The organism is Pontibacillus sp. HN14, from assembly GCF_021129245.1.
Lineage (GTDB): Bacteria > Bacillota > Bacilli > Bacillales > BH030062 > Pontibacillus.
Map to the genome: position 1 here is coordinate 1,700,428 of NZ_JAJOLR010000001.1, position 17,486 is coordinate 1,717,913.

The window sequence follows — 17,486 nt, forward strand, 5'->3', positions numbered from 1 at the left end:
TATGTATCATATATCTAAAACCCTTTTTTAGATTAGATTAAATTAGGGCGGACTAATGATTGCTCCACGTTGTCACTCACAACAGCCAATGTTCTTTCGGACAAATGAGAAGTGAGTAGGCAAGAACTTACTTTACCATTCTTCGCGAATTTTGTCGATATTAGCTAATGAGAACTTTTTGGAATATGAAAAGGGGTGTCTATTCAAGCAAGATCGTAAGACCGTTACGCCTTTTCAGACACCCTCATCAAGCACAGAGAGATTACAATGTCGTATAATCTCCTATCTGCTTATATTTTTCCCATCTCTTCTCAAGTAATTCTTCATTAGATAAGAGAGTTAATTCTTCCAGGGACTGACTTAACACTTGGTCGATTTCAGCAGCTTGAGCCGCCACATCACGGTGTGCTCCACCTTTTAATTCAGGAATGATATCATCAATTACATTTAGCTTCTTCAAGTCGTAAGATGTAATCATCATCGTCTCAGCAGCTTTTTGTGCTAAGCCTGAATCCTTCCAAAGAAGAGCGGCTGCACCTTCAGGTGAAATAACAGAGTAAGTAGAGTTTTCAAGCATATGAATGCGATCTCCTACACCGAGTGCAAGAGCCCCTCCACTTCCTCCTTCACCGATTACAATACATATAACAGGTACAGTCAAACCAGCCATTTCCATCAGGTTACGGGCAATCGCTTCACTCTGACCTCGCTCTTCAGCAGCTTTCCCTGGATAAGCCCCTTTCGTATCAATGAAGCAAATAATAGGACGATTAAATTTCTCCGCTTGCTTCATATGACGTAAAGCTTTCCGATATCCTTCTGGATGAGGCATACCGAAATTTCGTCGAATGTTTTCTTTCGTATCTTTACCACGCTGGTGCCCAATAACCGTGACAGGCTGACCTTTATATTTCGCAACGCCTGCGACGATCGCTTCATCATCTCCGTATAAACGATCTCCATGAAACTCTAAGAAATGAGTAAACAATTCATGTACATAGTCAAGCGTTGTAGGACGTTCAGCGTGGCGAGCCATCTGCACACGGTCCCATGGTTTCATATTTCCGTAGACGTCTTCTTCAAGTTTTACTAAACGTTGCTCTAAGGTTTCGATCTCAGAAGTTAAATCCATATCACTCTCAGCAGTGAATGTCTTCAATTCTGCAATCTTTTCTCTCAGTTCCATAACGGGCTTCTCAAATTCTAATACCTGTTTCACGATGATTGTGCACCTCCTTCATGGATATCTAGTAGAGTTGTTAAGATTTCTTTCATATCGTGACGTGGGATCACTTGGTCCAAATGACCATGCTTTAATAGGAACTCAGCTGTTTGGAAGTCTTCTGGCAATTCTTCGCGAATGGTTTGTTCTATAATTCTTCGTCCCGCGAAGCCAATCAAAGCTCCTGGTTCTGCAAAATTATAATCTCCAATGGAAGCAAAACTTGCCGAAACACCACCTGTAGTAGGATGGGTCATAACTGAAATCATAAGCCCACCTGCATCACTAAAGCGTTGGATAGCTACAGAAGTTTTTGTCATTTGCATAAGGCTAAGAACACCCTCTTGCATACGAGCTCCACCACTGGCTGTGAATATAATAAACGGAATTTGTTGTTCTCGTGCCTTTTCTACAGCGCGAGCAATTTTCTCGCCGACAACAGACCCCATACTCCCCATACGAAAACGAGAGTCCATAACAGCGAAGGCCGTTTCTAAGCCATCCATTTTTCCTTTACCAGTTACAACCGCTTCATTTAAACCTGTCTTCTCGCGGTCTTTTTCAACTTTCTCAAGATAGCCTGGAAAGCCTAGCGGGTTCTCCGTAACAATATTTTGATCCCATTCTTCGAAAGTATGTTCATCAAATAGACTATCAATACGTTCTCTCGCTGTCATTTGGTGATGGAAAGAACAGTTTGGGCAGACATTTAAGTTCTTTTTTAATTCTTTACGGTAAAAGATTTTATGACAATTAGGACATTTTTGCATTAATCCTTCGGGAATCTCTTGCTTTGCTTCTTCCCGAGGTATGGATGCGTATTTTTTCTTCTTGCTAAAAAAATCTTTAAGCAAGGTGATTCCTCCTTTAGGACATATAAAGCCTGTCTACCTTTTCACTTTAACGAATGTTTTTAAAAAGTGTTGTAGAATTTTGTCTTGATCATTTCGACAATTTCTCCTGATAGAGTTGAGCACAGAGCGTTTCTATCCGTTTGTCGTCCTTGGTTTGAAGGGCATCAATAAGTGCTTTATATAACTCTATATCGTAAACGGGTTTGTGGAATGTACGTGAAAACTCTTCCATTAAGCGCCATATTTTTAGCAATAGCTGGTTTTCCCCAACATCAAAGATTGTGTAAAAAAAGTCATAATGAAACGTATCAGAGCCGCTTTCAAATAACCGTATATGCTCTTCTAATGTTTGATAATCTTGCTCTTGTAAATGATGCATAGCGATTTTAGAAGCTTCCTTCTCAATAAGCTGTTTCGTAGACTTTAAATTCTCTTTCGTTTTCGCTTCTTGAAGTATAAAAGCAGACAAGATCTCAACCATATGGTAAGGGCGATAAGAACTTAAAAAAGTTCCTTCTCCCCTCCTCGTTTCAATTAAACCTAAAAGTTCCATCGCGCGTAGAGCTTCTCGAACTGAAGAGCGACCAGCACTCAATTGTTCAGAAAGCTCACGCTCTGATGGAAGCTTATCTCCTGGAGAGAGTTTATTTAAATCGATTAAGCGTCTGATTTCCTTCAATACCTCTTCGTATACTTTAGATTTAGATGGTATTGTCACGGATCAGGCTCACTCCTTTGGTCATAATCCTATATCAGATTACGTTTACTACCAAACCTATTCGTTATCTTCATCAATTAACGCTAGTTGACGGGTTTTCTCTGCAACCTCTTCCGGATCAACTTGATGACGGGCCACGCCGGATTCCATAGCGGCTTTGGCGACAGCAGCCGCAACAGCAGGGGCGACACGTGAGTCGAACGGGGCAGGGATAACATAATCGGCGTGTAGCTCTTCTTCACTAACCAGAGAAGCAATCGCTTCTGCCGCAGCAATCTTCATTTTTTCATTAATTCTAGTAGCTCGTACATCTAGAGCACCACGGAAGATTCCAGGGAAGGCTAACACGTTGTTCACCTGGTTTGGGAAATCAGAACGACCTGTTCCAATTACACTTGCCCCTGCATTCTTCGCATCTTCTGGCATAATCTCCGGTTCTGGGTTAGCCATGGCAAAGATAATTGGATCATCATTCATATTCTCAACCATTTCCTTGGAAAGTAATCCTCCAACAGATACCCCAACGAAAACATCTGCGCCCTCCATGACATCAGAAAGCTCGCCTTCAATACGGTCTTTATTTGTCATCTTCGCAATCTCATCTTTCACGTCGTTCATTCCATAGCTGCGACCTTCAAAGATAGCCCCTTTTGAGTCACACATGATAATGTCACGAACACCGAAATGATAAAGTAGCTTAATAATCGCAATACCGGCTGCACCAGCCCCATTAGCCACAACCTTAATGTCGGACCACTTCTTGCCAGATAGCTTTAATGCGTTCATTAAACCAGCGACCGTTACAATGGCTGTACCATGTTGATCATCATGGAAAATCGGGATATTCGTTTCTTTCTTAAGACGTTCTTCTATAAGGAAACAGTTTGGAGCAGCGATATCCTCAAGATTCACTCCACCGAACGTAGGCTCCATTAATTTAACAGTCTGCACAATTTGATCCACATCATTCGTGCCTAGGCAAATTGGGAATGCATCAACACCTGCGAAACTCTTAAATAAAGCCGCCTTTCCTTCCATAACTGGTAAAGACGCTTCTGCACCAATGTTCCCTAAACCAAGAACAGCAGAACCATCACTCACAACAGCTACCATGTTCCCTTTCATCGTATAATCATAGACAGCTTCTTTATGATCATAGATTTCCTTACAAGGCTCAGCTACCCCTGGAGAATAAGCTAAACTTAAATCATTTTTATTTTTAACAGGAACCTTTGAATGCGTCGCAAGTTTCCCTTTATGAACACGGTGCATATGAAGTGCCTCTTCACGTAAATTCGTCACCAAAACCCGCTCCTTTTTTGTAAAAAACGTATTGTAAAAACCTTCACAAAGTGGTCTGACCACTAACCTACTTCATTATAACAAATGACCAATCTGTGTAAAGTAGAAAAGCGCAAGGGGCTTGGTCAGGGGCTAGACACGAAAAGCGCAGGCAGCCCAAAGAGGAAGTTCGACTAAGACCGCCACGTCGTGTGGCAACGTCGAACGACCCCACCTCCTGTGGGGCCGCATAAGCAAGATGATGCAAGTTCGCGTAGCGGACTGGAATCAGCTTGCTTATGACGCTAGGGGCTAGGAGCCGGAGCTAGACACGAAAAGCGCAAGGGGCTTGGTCAGGGGCGTACGGATAAGCAAACTGCCGAAAGTGACGCTAGTCACTGCAGGTAGTTTGCTTATCACGCTAGCCCCTAGCCCCTGGAGCTAGACACGAAAAGCGCAAGGGGAACAAAATCAGCCCCTATTTCAACACCACATTCTCTTTCCCCAGTTCGCCTTCTAACAGTTTAATGGCTTCATGTTTCGGATCAATGGCATACGAGATTCCTAATTGATACGTTTCTTTTCGAATGGGGTAGTGCACAATAACAGGTACTTTCCCTGGATATTGAGTCGTAATCTCCTTCACCTTTTTAAGGGTTGAATCCTGATCATCTTGTATTTTTAAAAACAATCTGCGAGATTCCGTAGAGGAAGACTGCAGTTCTTCTTCTTGAAAGGGACCAATCTTCTCAAGAATCCACTGAAGCTTTCCATTGCGCTCTTCCATTCTTCCCTCTATAAAAATAAGGAGTTCTTCGTCAATCCATTGCCGCACCTCGCGAAACAGATCAGGGAAAACGACCGCTTCCATTTCTGTTTGCTCATCACCTAGAGTGAGGAAAGCCATTGGATCTCCTCTTTTCGTGCGAATTGTCTTAAGCTGTTGAACAACTACACTTGATTTCAAGCTTTTCTTCCGAGCAGCCTGGCTCGCTTCACGTAGAGATAAAAAACCATTCTCTCTTAATTGCTCACGGTAGGAAGCAAGAGGGTGTGAAGAGATATAGACTCCGAGAACCTCACGTTCCATGCTGAGTTGTTTCATTTTTGAAAAAGGTTCCACCTCAACATAGTTAGCTCCTAGTTCAATCTCTTCCATGAAAAAGGATTCCTGCTCATTTGTTTCACTAAACAGCTCCCCTTGTTCCATCGCATGATCAAGGCTTGCTAATAAGGATGCTCTGTTAGGGTTTGATTCATCGAAACACCCAGCCAATATAAGAGACTCCATTACAGGCCGGTTTACAACGGAAAGGGAAACACGCCTGCAAAAATCGAATAAATGATTGAACAGTTTAGCTTTACGGGTCTGTAGAATCTCTCTTAATGCATTCTTCCCTACCCCTTTAATACTTCCAAGCCCTATCCGGATAGCCCCTCGTTCAACAGTATACCTTCCAAAACTACGGTTAATCGAAGGAGGCAAAACCTTTACAGACAAATCCCTTGCTTCGTTTATATATGATTGAATCCGATCGGTTGAAACAGAACTCATTAACTCTGCCATGAAATACGCCGGATAATGGGCTTTCAAATAAGCTAACTGGTAGGAAATGATGCTATAAGCCACAGCATGGCTTCGGTTGAAACCGTAGTTCGAGAAGCGAACAATCCATTGAAACATTTCTTCTGCTACATCCTTTGAATAGCCGTTTGAACGGCATCCATTGATGAACGCATCTTTTTGTTCTACTATAGCTTGTTCTTTCTTCTTACTGACTGCCCTTCGAAGAATATCTGCTTGTCCTAAAGAGAACCCAGCCATCTTATGCGCAATTTGCATAATCTGCTCCTGATAAATGAGTACTCCATAGGTCTTATGCAAGATCGGATGCAAGTCAGGGTGAGGATAGTTCACTTCCTCACTTCCATTCTTTCTATTAATATAGGTCTGAATAAACTCCATTGGTCCAGGTCGATACAGGGCGTTAACTGCTACAATATCTTCAAAATGAGTTGGCTCAAGGCGCTCTAACACATCACGCATACCTTTTGATTCTAACTGGAAAACTCCCGTTGTCTTCCCGTTTCGAAGGAGAGAAAATGTTGCTGGGTCCGAATATGTATCAAACGTAATCTGACTCGATTCCTTCTTCTTAATTGTATCGGTCATCCGTTCGATAAGACTTAAATTACGAAGCCCCAAGAAATCCATTTTCAACAATCCGATAGCTTCTAGCTCATTCATAGCAAACTGCGTAAGGGGAACGCCATTATGACCACTTGTTAACGGTACATTCTTCATAAGTGGCTCTTGACTAATGACAACTCCGGCTGCGTGAGTAGATGCATGACGAGGCAACCCTTCAAGCCTTGTAGCAATCCTGAATAACCGCTTCATTTGGTCCGACCCTTGTATATATTCCTTTAACTCTGGCGTTTCCTGCACGATTTCTACAATAGACCCTGGTGATTGCTGAGGAATAAACTTCATTAAATAGGCTGCTTCTTGTTGGTCAATCCCCATTGCTTTAATAAGCTCTCGAATGGCAGACCGCGGTCCGAATGTCCCGAAGGTAATAATTTGGGCAACATGCTCCGTACCATACTTCTCTGCTACATATTGAATGACTTCATCGCGACGAACATCAGAGAAATCAATATCGATATCTGGCATTGTTACACGATCAGGATTTAAGAAGCGCTCAAATAGCAATTCATACTCAATCGGATCTACGTCCGTGATGTACAACAAATAAGCTACAAGAGACCCGGCAGCTGAACCCCTCCCAGGTCCTGTCATAATCCTCTCTTTTCGCGCATACGCCATGAAATCCCATACGATTAAGAAGTAATCGCTAAACTGCATCGCTTCAATAACCTTAAGTTCATAATCAAGGCGTTCTCTAACTTCTTCTGAAGGATTTCCATAGCGACGCTGCAACCCTTCTTCACATAGAGATCGCAAATATTGATCAGACGTTCCCTCTATCGGAACGGGATAGCTTGGTAGCATTCTTCGATCAAAGTTTAAAGTCACATCGCACTGATTGGCTATATCAACCGTTTGGCTTAGAAGTTCAGGCCTCCATTCCCCAAACAAGTTAAACATGTCCAAAGAAGACCTAAAATGGTGATGCTTCTGATTTGTATCAGGCTGTCCATCCCATTTGGTGTTTGAACGGATGGATTGCAGGCAATCATACGCATAGACATCTTCTTCATTTAAATACCATACGTCCTGCAAGGCAACCATGGGAGTCCCATCAGGCATCACTTCATCGAGAGCTACATGAAGATGTCGCTCTTCCTCTAAACCATGATCCTCTATACCTATATAGAAATCACTCTCACCAAAATATCCTTTCCAATCTTGTAACCCTTCTAACAGTTGCTGGTCTTCATTTCGTAGAATGAACGGGTGGAGGGAGGAATTATATAAAGGCAAAATACCGATGCAATCTTGAGTATATCCTCGTAGATCTTCTCTATCTATACCAGCTTGTTCCCGTAACTGAAGATAACTACTTAACTCCACTAACTTCTCATAACCGTGGTTCGATTTAGCAAGCAACACCAGCTCTTCTGAGAGATCTCCGTTAAATACACGGACGGTGATCCCCATAATCGGCTTGATGCCATATTTATGGCATGTTTGATAAAAGGATACCGCCCCGTACATGACACCCTCATCGGTGAGCGCCAGGGAGGTGAACCCTCGTTCTTTTGCGGTGGCCACTAATTTTTCAATTGTATTTGTACTTCTCATCAGACTATATCCACTACGAACCTGTAGATGAACAAAATCCATATTAACTACCGCCTCATGGTCAAATTCTTCTATTCATTATAGCGCATCCTCCTAGTGAAACGAAACGATGGCATACTAAGACATTCTATCCCATACATTTACTATAAGGCAGGTTGTACCATCCTGAAGGGGAGGATTGTATGGAAGAACGTTTCTTTGCAGCGATTTTTCAGTATTACTTCATTGCACTCGGGGTGATGATCGGGGGAACCTTAATCGGCACCATTGGAGCATTCGCTACAGGGGAAGCCCCTTTTACGTATATGAATCGTTTAGCCAAAAGTCTTCGGATTTGGGCCATCGTAGCGGCTATTGGAGGTACGTTTGATGCGATAACAAACTTTGAAAAGGGATTTTATGATGGGTCTACCATTGATATATTTAAGCAAATTATTTTAATTCTTTCAGCTATGGGCGGTGTACAAACGGCTTTGCTCATTATTGAATGGCTTATACAAGAGGAGGTATCCTAATGCACATTCCTCCTCTTTATAAGAAGACAAGCTGGCAACGATTTTTTGCAGGAGTGTTCATAGGAGCCATATTAGCTTTTGCAGTATTTTTATTTATGTATGGGACCCTTATAGAGCAACGAATAGAAGAAAATGTACGATTACAAAGTGAACTTACGACTCTAGAAGACAATTATGAGATCTTGAATAAAGATAAGGAAGAACTGAATGAACAGCAAAAGAAATCCATTTCTGTTCAAAGTATCGAAATTGCTTTTTTAAATGAAAAAAAACTACTTTCTGAGCACAAATTAGACCGTCTTAGCGTATACAAATTAAGGGATATGGTAAGAAAGCAGCTCCCTGACATTATCGGGCAAAATATTGAATCTTTATCAGAGAATACGAGTTTAATTTACTCATCCATAGAAAACAGAAGTTATAAGGTAGATGATTTCACCTATGAAGTTAAAGTGGAACGTCTGGTTATCGCTCCTAATTTTAAAGTGAGTTTAACGATCGACTTCGTCAAAAAGTAATGAACAATTTGTGAAAAATTCTGAAATCTATAGTCCTACTGCCCGAAATTTTATACAATAAAGATAGAAACACATCATGACTAAATAAAGGGGTGAGGAACATGTTTATCATGAACCGAAAGCGTATGGTGGAAGATAAGCTGGAACAATTGAATAAAGGTCAAACAGCCTATGCCGAGTCAAGAGAACTCATTCGTTTAGTGAAGCGCGAGATCGAAAACCAACAAATTCCTGTTTTTACAGATGAAACAGAAAGTGGTTGTTGGTTTATCCCTCAGAAAAATTCGCCAGCACCCTCCGATGAACAACTAGCACAAATGTAGCCCTGACCCATCTAGATCTCAAGCTATTATGCCACACTTAAAGAAAGCCCATAACTGAGCAATCAGCACCCCAAAAGAAATGGGCGTGCTTTTTTGTTTTCTCTTAAAGGTAACGGAATGTCCCCCGTCCCTACCTAACAGCGGGTTAAACACAAAAAAGGCCCGGAGGTTATTCCTCTAGACCTTTTCCGTTTCATAGAATGCTAATTATTCTTATACTGGATGCAAACTGTATTCAAGTCAGCAGCTACCTTTTCTGTATCAGCCCACGTTTTCACAGAAGCACCAGAGGCCATTGGGTGGCCGCCCCCGTTATATTTCGCTGCAATTTCATTCACAACCGGTCCTTTCGAGCGTAACCGAACTCGAATCTGGTCTTCTTCCTCCACAAAGATCGCCCAGGCTAAGACTCCTTCAACATCCCCTAATGTTCCTACGACAGCTGATGTTTGAAGGGGTGTTACGTTGTATTCATTCAGGATATCCTGAGTGATTTTAACCGTGCTAAGTCCTGACTCTTCAACCGTAAAGTTTTGCAGAATATACCCTTTCAGCCTGGCAATTTCATGTTCAGTGTTATAAAGCTGATCATATAAAGCAGGGCGGTTAAAGTTATACGTAACAAGTTCAGCTGCATAGCTAAACGTTTTTCCTGTCGCGCTTGGGAACAAGAATCGTCCGGTATCTCCAACAATCCCTGCGTATATTAAGCGAGCCGCTTCATCCGTCATTTCCAAGCCATTTTCTTTAAAGGAAACATAAAACTCATAAATTAATTCAGAGGTAGAGCTAGCCTCAGTATCCACCCAACGAACGTCTCCATACGGATCCACGTTTGGATGATGGTCAATTTTAATAATTTTCTCTGCATTTGTATAACGCTGATCGTCTACTCTGGCTTGGTTCGCTGTATCGCATACGATAACAAGCGCACCCTCAAACACATCATCCTCAATAGCGTCCATTGAAGTGAGAAACGTAAGAGATGGATCCTCGTCCCCTACAAGATACACATTCTTCTCAGGGAAAGTAGCACGAATAATTTCCCCAAGACCCCCTTGCGAACCAAGGGCATCCGGATCAGGGCGTACGTGGCGATGCAGAATGATTGTTTGATATTGTTGAATCAATTGAAATACTTCGGCTTTGCTCATAAACAGAACTCCTTTTTTAATTTCTCTTATGTACTATTTAATCATACCAGTCCAAAAACGGGTAGCATAACACGATCAATATCGTTACAATAAGAATAGTCTTACATTTTTGGTGAAAGGTCGATTCAAATGGTCATTATCCCGATTATTATCGTGCTTTCTTTAGCAATGTACTTATTCTACAAAGTACAAATCCTTCGTTTGGGCGAAGATCCATTAAAACAAGTGTACACCAATTCAAAAGCACGGATGGCTCTAGGATTATTTATGCTTTCCATTTCAATTAACGTCTATCTCGTCTATCAGACGCGACTAGCTCTTTACATTACCATTCTGTTTATTGCTTTAGGTGGTGCCCAACTTGTCTATGGCTACAAAACCACCCGTTTTTACGGGAAGCAACTTAAAGAACGAAGCGCATAACCTGAAGTACCCGCCACCCTTTTCACACGAAAGAGTTCGGGTACTTTTTTTAGCGATCAATTAATTGAGCCATGAGCATCGCTTTGCCAACTAAGACTTTCTCATTAAACACTTCTACGTCCACCTTAGCAAACTTCCTTCCAACCTCTAACACACGAGGCTTGATCCCAAGCGTACTATCTAGTTGTACGGGCTTAATAAAGTAAATCGATAAATTTTCTACAACAAGATCTCCCTTTTTGTAGTGGTGAAGCAGTCGGCTTCCTGCATCAACAACAAGAGAAGTAAACACGCCATATGAGAGTGTCCCTAATTGGTTGGTCATTTGTGGTGTAACACGTGTTTCATAGACCGTTTGATCAAAGGCATCTGCCGTTTCTTGCAACTGACTTGTGACTAGGTCATCAATCGTCTCCCCGACTTGTGGTTGTCGTTGCAATTGTTGGAGCGCCTTCAATACATCCTGGCGCGAAATGATTCCTTTGAACTTATGATAAGCATCCACAACAGGCATAATCTCAATGCCTTCCCAAACCATCATATGAGCGGCATTCGCAAGTGACGTTTTCGTTTGCACCGTCATCGGTTGTTTCGTCATAACCCTTTCAATTAAAAGGCTTGGTTCTTTTCCAATTACGTCTTTTGAAGTCACCATACCGACTACACGCAACTGGCCGTCAATGACAGGGTAGCGACTGTGCATGGTCTTTTCATTGAAATCATGCCATCTGCTAACTGGATCATCCGGATGGAGGTAATAAGAGCTCTCAAACGGTGTGTAGATATCATCGACCAACACAATTTCCTTCTTGATCAACTGGTCATATATCGCACGATTAATCATCGTTGCCACTGTAAACGAGTCATAACTCGTCGAAATGATTGGGAGTTGTTTCTCATCGGCAAGACGCTTCACATGTTCCTCTGTATCAAAGCCCCCTGTGATCAGAACAGCAGCCCCTTCTTTTAGCGCTAACTCATGTGCATTTGTCCGGTTACCTACTATCAGTAAAGATCCAGCTTCGGTATAACGCATCATGGCTTCTAATTTCATTGCTCCAATGACGAACTTGCTTAGTGTCTTATATAAACCTTCTCTTCCCCCAAGCACTTGGCCATCTACGATGTTGATAATCTCAGCAAATGTAAGTCGCTCGATATTTTCTTTCTTCTTCCGTTCAATTCGAATCGTCCCCACACGTTCAATTGTGCTCACAAGACCCTGATTCTCAGCTTCTTTAATGGCCCTGTAAGCCGTTCCTTCACTTACTTCTAAGGCTTTAGCAATTCCTCTGACAGAGATCTTGGTTCCGATCGATAAAGAATCGATATGGTTCAATATTTGTTCATGCTTCGTTGCCACTCTTATTCACCATGCTTTCCGAACTATACAAACTGTACTAGTCTTTTTCCTTCTTAGTGTTATTATACAGATGAACAAAGTCGGCTTCAATTTTTACCAAGAGAAAACTCTTTTTCTTTTGTAGATTCCTCTTCTTCATATTCGACTTGAACCGGCAATTTCAATAAGATAGCCAGGTTTGCTCCCATCACCATAAATAAAAAAACAAGCCAAGTCATCCAAAAGAAAGAGCCGATCGTATGATTCTGTACCTGTACGGAAGGCCATGCTACATAAAACAGAAAGCACGCTAATAGTAACCTTAATAATGCATGTTGACGCAATACATTCTCCTCCTCTATTGTTCTTGTCCTCATTATATGAAACGAATGGGAGGAAGATGTAACGGTGGGCAGAACTTGAAAACAAAAAGAGCTTACGTCCTCATGAGGACGTAAGCTCTTATCTTCTCACCTATTACAATCTAAAGAGTGAGGGACTCACCCACTTGCATCACTTTTCCAGCTCCACCTTTTATTCCTTCAGCGAAAGCTTCACCGTCTTGTTCTATGAGCGGGAACGTATTGTAGTGAACAGGCACAACGTGTTTAGCTTGTAACCATTCAGCAGCTAGCGTTGCATCTTCTGGCCCCATCGTAAAGTTGTCTCCTATTGGCAAGAATGCTAAATCAATGGAGTTTCGTTCACCGATTAGTTTCATGTCACTGAATAACCCGGTATCCCCTGCATGGAAAATGGTTTTTCCTTCATAAGTAAACAAGATTCCAGTTGGCATGCCCGTGTAAACGATCGTGCCATCTTCCTCCGTGTAAGAAGAACCATGAAAAGCTTGTGTAAACTTAACGGTTCCAAAATCAAACGTGTGCTCCCCTCCAATGTACATTGGATGAGTGTTTAATCCTTTATTTCCTAAATACGTAGCAAGTTCAAATGGAGCCACTACAAACGAGTCATTTCTCTTCGCAATATCAACCGTATCTCCAACGTGGTCATTATGACCATGAGTTAATAAGATTACATCTGCCTTAACCGTACTAGCGTCAAGATCACAGTTTCCATTCTCAGAAATATAAGGATCAATTAGAATCGTGTTTTCATTGGTTTCGATTTTAACAACTGAATGTCCATGATACGATACTTTCACAGAAATCTCTCCTTTTTATCGATTAAAATTAGCTTCACTATTGTCTTTACCCGTTTAATAGTTTTTCCATGCTTGTTCATACTTTTCAATTAAATGAGGATCGATTAACGTATTCGGTTTGATCTCCGCACCATCTATATCTCGATCTTCATCTTTACCGAATGCAGCAAGAGCCGGAAGCATCTCTTGATTTAAATACCTTGTAGGGACGTCAATAGTGAGCTCATCCATCTTTATCGGTGAGCGGCTTGCTAGTACGAATCCCCAATTCCCAAAGCTCGGAACATCCGTATGCAGGTTCTTTATATGTAAACCAGTTGAAGCGATTGTCTCAGAGATCGTCCAATACACGTCCGTAGCGAAAACGGGACTAGTTGCTTGCACCATTAAAGCCCCATCTGGGTTGAGATGATTTCGAATAAGAGAATAAAACTCCCATGTATATAGTTTATTCAAGCTCTCATTATTAGGGTCAGGAAGATCCGCAATGACGACATCATATGTTTCAGATGTATGTTCTAAATACTCAAAAGCATCTCGGTTTAATATGCTTACCCGTTCATCACTTAAGGCATTTTCATTTAATTGCAGTAAGTGGAAATTCGTTTGGGCAAGCTCTGTCATTCTGGGGTCAAGGTCTACGACTGTAATGCTCTGTATATCCTCGTATTTAAGTATTTCCCGAACCGCTAGTCCATCTCCTCCCCCTAAGAGTAAGATATTCTGATGGGAAGAAGCTTTCGCCATCACAGGATGAACGAGCGTTTCATGATAACGATGTTCGTCCGCTGCACTAAATTGCAAGGCGCCGTTTAGGTATAATCTTGTATCACCTTGTTCTTTTGTGATGACAATCCGTTGATAAGCCGTTTCTTCCATATGTATGATAGGGTCCTTATAAAGCTTTTGTTCAAATGAAAAAGCCATTTCTTCGCCAAACAACACACCACTAATCAAGAGCAGCCCAATCAATATGCCTGCTGATAGATGGGTTTTTAAATGGGCGACCTCGTTTCGAAATAACCACAGAATAAAAAGGGCTACAGAAAGATTAATGACTCCCACAATAAATGCACTCTTCACCATTCCCATTTGCGGCCTTAAATAAAAGGCAAATAAGAGGCCTCCAATTAGGCCGCCGGCATAATCAGAGAACAACACTCGCGCGGTGGACCGGTTAAGTTCTACCCCTAAATCGTTCGCCTTTCGGATTAATATAGGGAGCTCTACTCCTGTTAAAGCACCGATACTAAAGGTGACGGTATATAAAAATAACGCTTCAGAACCTGATGGAGCAAACGCCGTGATCCCGAACATAAGGAAACTTGAAAAGCCGCCAATTAAAGCTACTGCGAATTCCACTCTAATAAAAGCAGAGATTAAATCTTTCATGATTCGCTCACTAACAGAAGCCCCAATTCCCATTCCTGTCAAAAAGAGCGAAATGGTTAACGTATATTGTTTCACGCCATCCCCGAGTATGTATGAACCAAGGGCACCGAATAGAACTTCAAATATGATTCCACAGATCGATACAATGCCCGATGCCCAATAAATGAGTTTACTTTGTCTTACCGCTTCAGCTTTCATATCTCTCCCTCCTTTCACTTTCATAAATTTTAGTTATTTCCTGTATCACCTGTACCGGAAATTCTCCAAAGACGACCGTATAAAAACCCTTCACCCTACAAGAGAGCAAAGGGTTTAATATTTACGTTATAGAGGCGCCAATTACAAATGCAAGCCCTATAGAAACGCCCATTGTTACAATCCCTACAGCTACATTATTTTCTTGAAGCTGTTTTTCAACGGAGAAGCGGCGCGTCATCACTTCAAAAAGTAAATACGCAATCATTTGTAACACCACACCATAAGCTCCCCATATTAACGTGTCCATCAATTGTAAAGAGTGATAAATGGCAAAGGATAAAATAATACAGATCCCAATGATTTTCCCTGCGATTGAAAGGGCTATTGCCGTATTTCCTTTCTTAATTTCTTCCCAGTCCTTATAACGACTTGTTAAGTTCTCAAATATAATGAGTCCAATAAAAACAACTACAATCGCCACTACAAAATAGTAAAACGTCCATAAGAATGGCTCCATCTATAATCACCTTTCTTTCCTTTTTTATTTCCCTGTACCTGGTCCTCCACCTCGGCCGCTAGAACCCCTTAAGCTTCCAGTTGAACCTGAGCGATATTTACTATTCGAGTACCCACCATAGCAACCACTACTAGCACAGATCTTCTTACGTTTTTTGCCCCAATCATCCACATCTAGAACTTCGTCTAAAAACCATAACGCTAAGTATCCATTGAAAAAGTTAGGACTATAATTATCCCGAACAAATTTATCGCTTGCTACTTCTATGAACACAGCATCCTTGTCTTGTTCACTTTCTTTGAATGTGACGAACAGATTTGGATAGACTACAATTTTCTTCCCCTCTTTCAGTTCGCTTTCTCTTTTAGGAGGAAATGCATCCGTTAACGTTTCCGACAATTCTTGAATAGAAAAACGCTGTGTCACATAGATACGAGCTTCCTGATTTGCGTTTGACCCTTCAACAACATCCAGGAGGGGAAAGACCGAGCGAATAAGTTCCTCAGGTGAGGTATTTTTCTTGTTATTCAATTGCTCAACCATTTCGTCTTTAGGAGGTTCTTCCGGAAATGTATAGGTTCGCGATCCGGACATCCCACTTTTTGAATCGCCCATCCCTTCATCAAATGAGGAAGATTGAAACTCCTGAAGCCCTTGACTACATCCAGTTAAGGTTAAGACGGAAAGAATGACTACTATAAAAACGCCCCTCATTCTTTACTCACCTCCTTATCTAAACTTTTACTGCAAAGGAAAGGCCAGCTTCGTGTAGAAGCTGGCCGTAAAGCAACTCCTTATTCTTTCCCTAACTTTTTCTTTAACTCCGCCAACTCATCGTCCACACTATCTTTTTCCAACTCTTCAAATTCATCATCTAAAGAACGCGATTCACTTGAAAGGTCTTCGCTTGTTTCAGCTTCAGCTTCATATTTTAGAACCTTTTCTTCCATACGCTCAAACCCACGTTTTGATTCATCACTTGAGATACCAGACATTGTACGGTTCATTTTTGTTCGTGTTTTAGCAGACTCTGCCCGCGCTTTTAAAGAGTCTTTCTTCAGCTTCATTTCCTGGTATTCTTTCTTCATTTCATCTAACTTCTGGCGTAATGATTCTGAATCTGTTCGCGCTCTTTCCCATGATTCTTTAAGGGATTCCGATTGCTCTTGTTGATTTTTCTTATCTTGTAAAGCTCGCTTCGCTAAATCTTCATTTCCAGCTTCAATGGCTTTCTCGGCTTGTTCCTGACGTTTATCTACTAATGCTTGTGCATCATCATACTTTCGCTTAAGCATTTTTTCATTTGCAATTTGTTTTGCAACTGCACTTTCAGCCTCACGAATGTCCTTCTCCATATCTCTCATGAATTGATCTAACATCTTCACCGGATCTTCTGCTTTATCAAGCATCGCATTTAATTCAGAGTTAACGACTGTGCCTACACGCTTAAATAATTTAAACATACAAGAATATCCTCCTTCTCATTATGAACCTGCAAGTATTTTGATCTCATATTCTTCAACCGATTCCCCAAGACTGACTTCTGTTTCTGTTCCCCATGTTTCAACACTTATAAATTGCTCATCTTCAGAATCAGCATAATCAGCGTAATGAGTGACACGACCATCGATGTTCTTGCTTCTACCTTCACCCGTTACCTTTGCTTTTCCTTCTTCCTCTAGATGATACGTCTGACCTTCATAGTTAAGTTCAGAAGGGAAAGGTTCTTCAACAGGTAACGAGATGGTTTTATACACACCTAACTCTAGTTCATCGTCCATCTCTGCAGAAAGCCATATCGTGTTCCTTCCTTCAAGCAATTGATAGGCATACCATTCATAGGAGCCATCCTTATAAGTGATTTTACCTACTACCTCGTAGTCCGCTAAGTCATAAGTGACAATGTCCCCCACCTTAATTGTCAGGGGGGTCCTTGCTTTTACTTCATTCTCATTAGGTTTTGATTTTGAAAACCATTTTGAAAATATCCCCAAAACTTTATCACCTCGCCTCTTAGATTGAACCCTGTATATCCTTTCTACGGATGTAACAGAAATAGGTTTCGTTTTTTATCCATATAACTTAACATACGCTT

At 41.4% G+C, this 17,486-nt stretch carries 18 protein-coding genes; 4 read left to right on the top strand and 14 right to left on the bottom strand.

The window, feature by feature from the left end:
- Nucleotides 1–262: 262 nt before the first annotated feature.
- From accA to dnaE, 5 genes are all read right to left on the bottom strand, one after another.
- Nucleotides 263–1,219, bottom strand: a complete 957-nt coding sequence (gene accA / locus LQ226_RS08795; RefSeq protein ID WP_231417444.1) for an acetyl-CoA carboxylase carboxyl transferase subunit alpha — start codon at nucleotides 1,217–1,219, stop codon at nucleotides 263–265.
- Nucleotides 1,216–2,076 (bottom strand): acetyl-CoA carboxylase, carboxyltransferase subunit beta, encoded by an 861-nt coding sequence (accD, locus tag LQ226_RS08800; RefSeq protein ID WP_231417445.1) that lies wholly within the window; start codon nucleotides 2,074–2,076, stop codon nucleotides 1,216–1,218. Before accD ends, accA begins: the two co-directional genes overlap by 4 nt.
- A gap of 88 nt (nucleotides 2,077–2,164) precedes the next feature.
- The gene (locus LQ226_RS08805; protein WP_231417446.1) at nucleotides 2,165–2,794 is read right to left on the bottom strand and encodes a FadR/GntR family transcriptional regulator; all 630 of its coding nucleotides are present in this window, start codon (nucleotides 2,792–2,794) and stop codon (nucleotides 2,165–2,167) included.
- Between the two features lie 57 nt (nucleotides 2,795–2,851).
- Entirely contained in the window at nucleotides 2,852–4,096 is a 1,245-nt protein-coding gene (gene ystJ, locus LQ226_RS08810; protein ID WP_231417447.1) for an NADP-dependent malic enzyme, read from the bottom strand.
- Nucleotides 4,097–4,553: 457 nt separating this feature from the next.
- A complete protein-coding gene (gene dnaE, locus LQ226_RS08815; RefSeq protein ID WP_231417448.1) occupies nucleotides 4,554–7,886 on the bottom strand; it encodes a DNA polymerase III subunit alpha in 3,333 nt (1,110 codons plus the stop codon).
- Nucleotides 7,887–8,026: 140 nt separating this feature from the next.
- Between dnaE and ytrH the strand changes: the two genes are divergently transcribed.
- The 3 genes from ytrH (at nucleotide 8,027) to LQ226_RS08830 (ending at nucleotide 9,200) form a co-directional block, all read left to right on the top strand.
- The gene (ytrH, locus tag LQ226_RS08820; RefSeq protein ID WP_231417449.1) at nucleotides 8,027–8,359 is read left to right on the top strand and encodes a sporulation membrane protein YtrH; all 333 of its coding nucleotides are present in this window, start codon (nucleotides 8,027–8,029) and stop codon (nucleotides 8,357–8,359) included.
- The gene (ytrI, locus tag LQ226_RS08825; RefSeq protein WP_231417450.1) at nucleotides 8,359–8,877 is read left to right on the top strand and encodes a sporulation membrane protein YtrI; all 519 of its coding nucleotides are present in this window, start codon (nucleotides 8,359–8,361) and stop codon (nucleotides 8,875–8,877) included. The genes ytrH and ytrI overlap by 1 nt, the downstream gene beginning before the upstream one ends.
- Before the next feature lie 101 nt (nucleotides 8,878–8,978).
- Nucleotides 8,979–9,200, top strand: a complete 222-nt coding sequence (locus LQ226_RS08830; protein ID WP_231417451.1) for a YtzJ family protein — start codon at nucleotides 8,979–8,981, stop codon at nucleotides 9,198–9,200.
- Nucleotides 9,201–9,403: 203 nt separating this feature from the next.
- Here the strand turns inward: LQ226_RS08830 and LQ226_RS08835 are convergent, their stop codons facing one another.
- Nucleotides 9,404–10,354 carry a DHH family phosphoesterase gene (locus tag LQ226_RS08835; protein WP_231417452.1) on the bottom strand — a complete coding sequence of 317 codons (951 nt, stop codon included), beginning with the start codon at nucleotides 10,352–10,354 and terminating at the stop codon, nucleotides 9,404–9,406.
- Nucleotides 10,355–10,483: 129 nt separating this feature from the next.
- Here LQ226_RS08835 and LQ226_RS08840 point away from each other — a divergent pair, with 129 nt between their 5' ends.
- The gene (locus tag LQ226_RS08840; protein ID WP_231417453.1) at nucleotides 10,484–10,777 is read left to right on the top strand and encodes a YtpI family protein; all 294 of its coding nucleotides are present in this window, start codon (nucleotides 10,484–10,486) and stop codon (nucleotides 10,775–10,777) included.
- 49 nt (nucleotides 10,778–10,826) lie between these two features.
- Here LQ226_RS08840 and LQ226_RS08845 read toward each other — a convergent pair whose 3' ends face one another.
- From LQ226_RS08845 to LQ226_RS08880, 8 genes are all read right to left on the bottom strand, one after another.
- Nucleotides 10,827–12,140: a CBS domain-containing protein gene (locus LQ226_RS08845; protein ID WP_231417454.1), complete on the bottom strand. Its 1,314-nt coding sequence runs from the start codon at nucleotides 12,138–12,140 to the stop codon at nucleotides 10,827–10,829.
- 86 nt (nucleotides 12,141–12,226) lie between these two features.
- Nucleotides 12,227–12,463, bottom strand: a complete 237-nt coding sequence (locus LQ226_RS08850; RefSeq protein ID WP_231417455.1) for a hypothetical protein — start codon at nucleotides 12,461–12,463, stop codon at nucleotides 12,227–12,229.
- A 140-nt stretch (nucleotides 12,464–12,603) separates the two neighbouring features.
- Nucleotides 12,604–13,284 carry a metal-dependent hydrolase gene (locus LQ226_RS08855; RefSeq protein WP_231417456.1) on the bottom strand — a complete coding sequence of 227 codons (681 nt, stop codon included), beginning with the start codon at nucleotides 13,282–13,284 and terminating at the stop codon, nucleotides 12,604–12,606.
- 54 nt (nucleotides 13,285–13,338) lie between these two features.
- A complete protein-coding gene (locus tag LQ226_RS08860; RefSeq protein ID WP_231417457.1) occupies nucleotides 13,339–14,874 on the bottom strand; it encodes a polyamine aminopropyltransferase in 1,536 nt (511 codons plus the stop codon).
- Nucleotides 14,875–14,995: 121 nt separating this feature from the next.
- Complete coding sequence (locus tag LQ226_RS08865; RefSeq protein ID WP_231417458.1) at nucleotides 14,996–15,391, bottom strand: DUF350 domain-containing protein; 396 nt, start codon at nucleotides 15,389–15,391, stop codon at nucleotides 14,996–14,998.
- 24 nt (nucleotides 15,392–15,415) lie between these two features.
- A complete protein-coding gene (locus LQ226_RS08870) occupies nucleotides 15,416–16,105 on the bottom strand; it encodes a DUF4247 domain-containing protein (protein WP_231417459.1) in 690 nt (229 codons plus the stop codon).
- Nucleotides 16,106–16,185: 80 nt separating this feature from the next.
- Nucleotides 16,186–16,854, bottom strand: a complete 669-nt coding sequence (locus LQ226_RS08875) for a PspA/IM30 family protein (RefSeq protein WP_231417460.1) — start codon at nucleotides 16,852–16,854, stop codon at nucleotides 16,186–16,188.
- Between the two features lie 21 nt (nucleotides 16,855–16,875).
- Nucleotides 16,876–17,385 carry a DUF4178 domain-containing protein gene (locus LQ226_RS08880; protein ID WP_231417461.1) on the bottom strand — a complete coding sequence of 170 codons (510 nt, stop codon included), beginning with the start codon at nucleotides 17,383–17,385 and terminating at the stop codon, nucleotides 16,876–16,878.
- Between the last annotated feature and the right edge of the window lie 101 nt (nucleotides 17,386–17,486).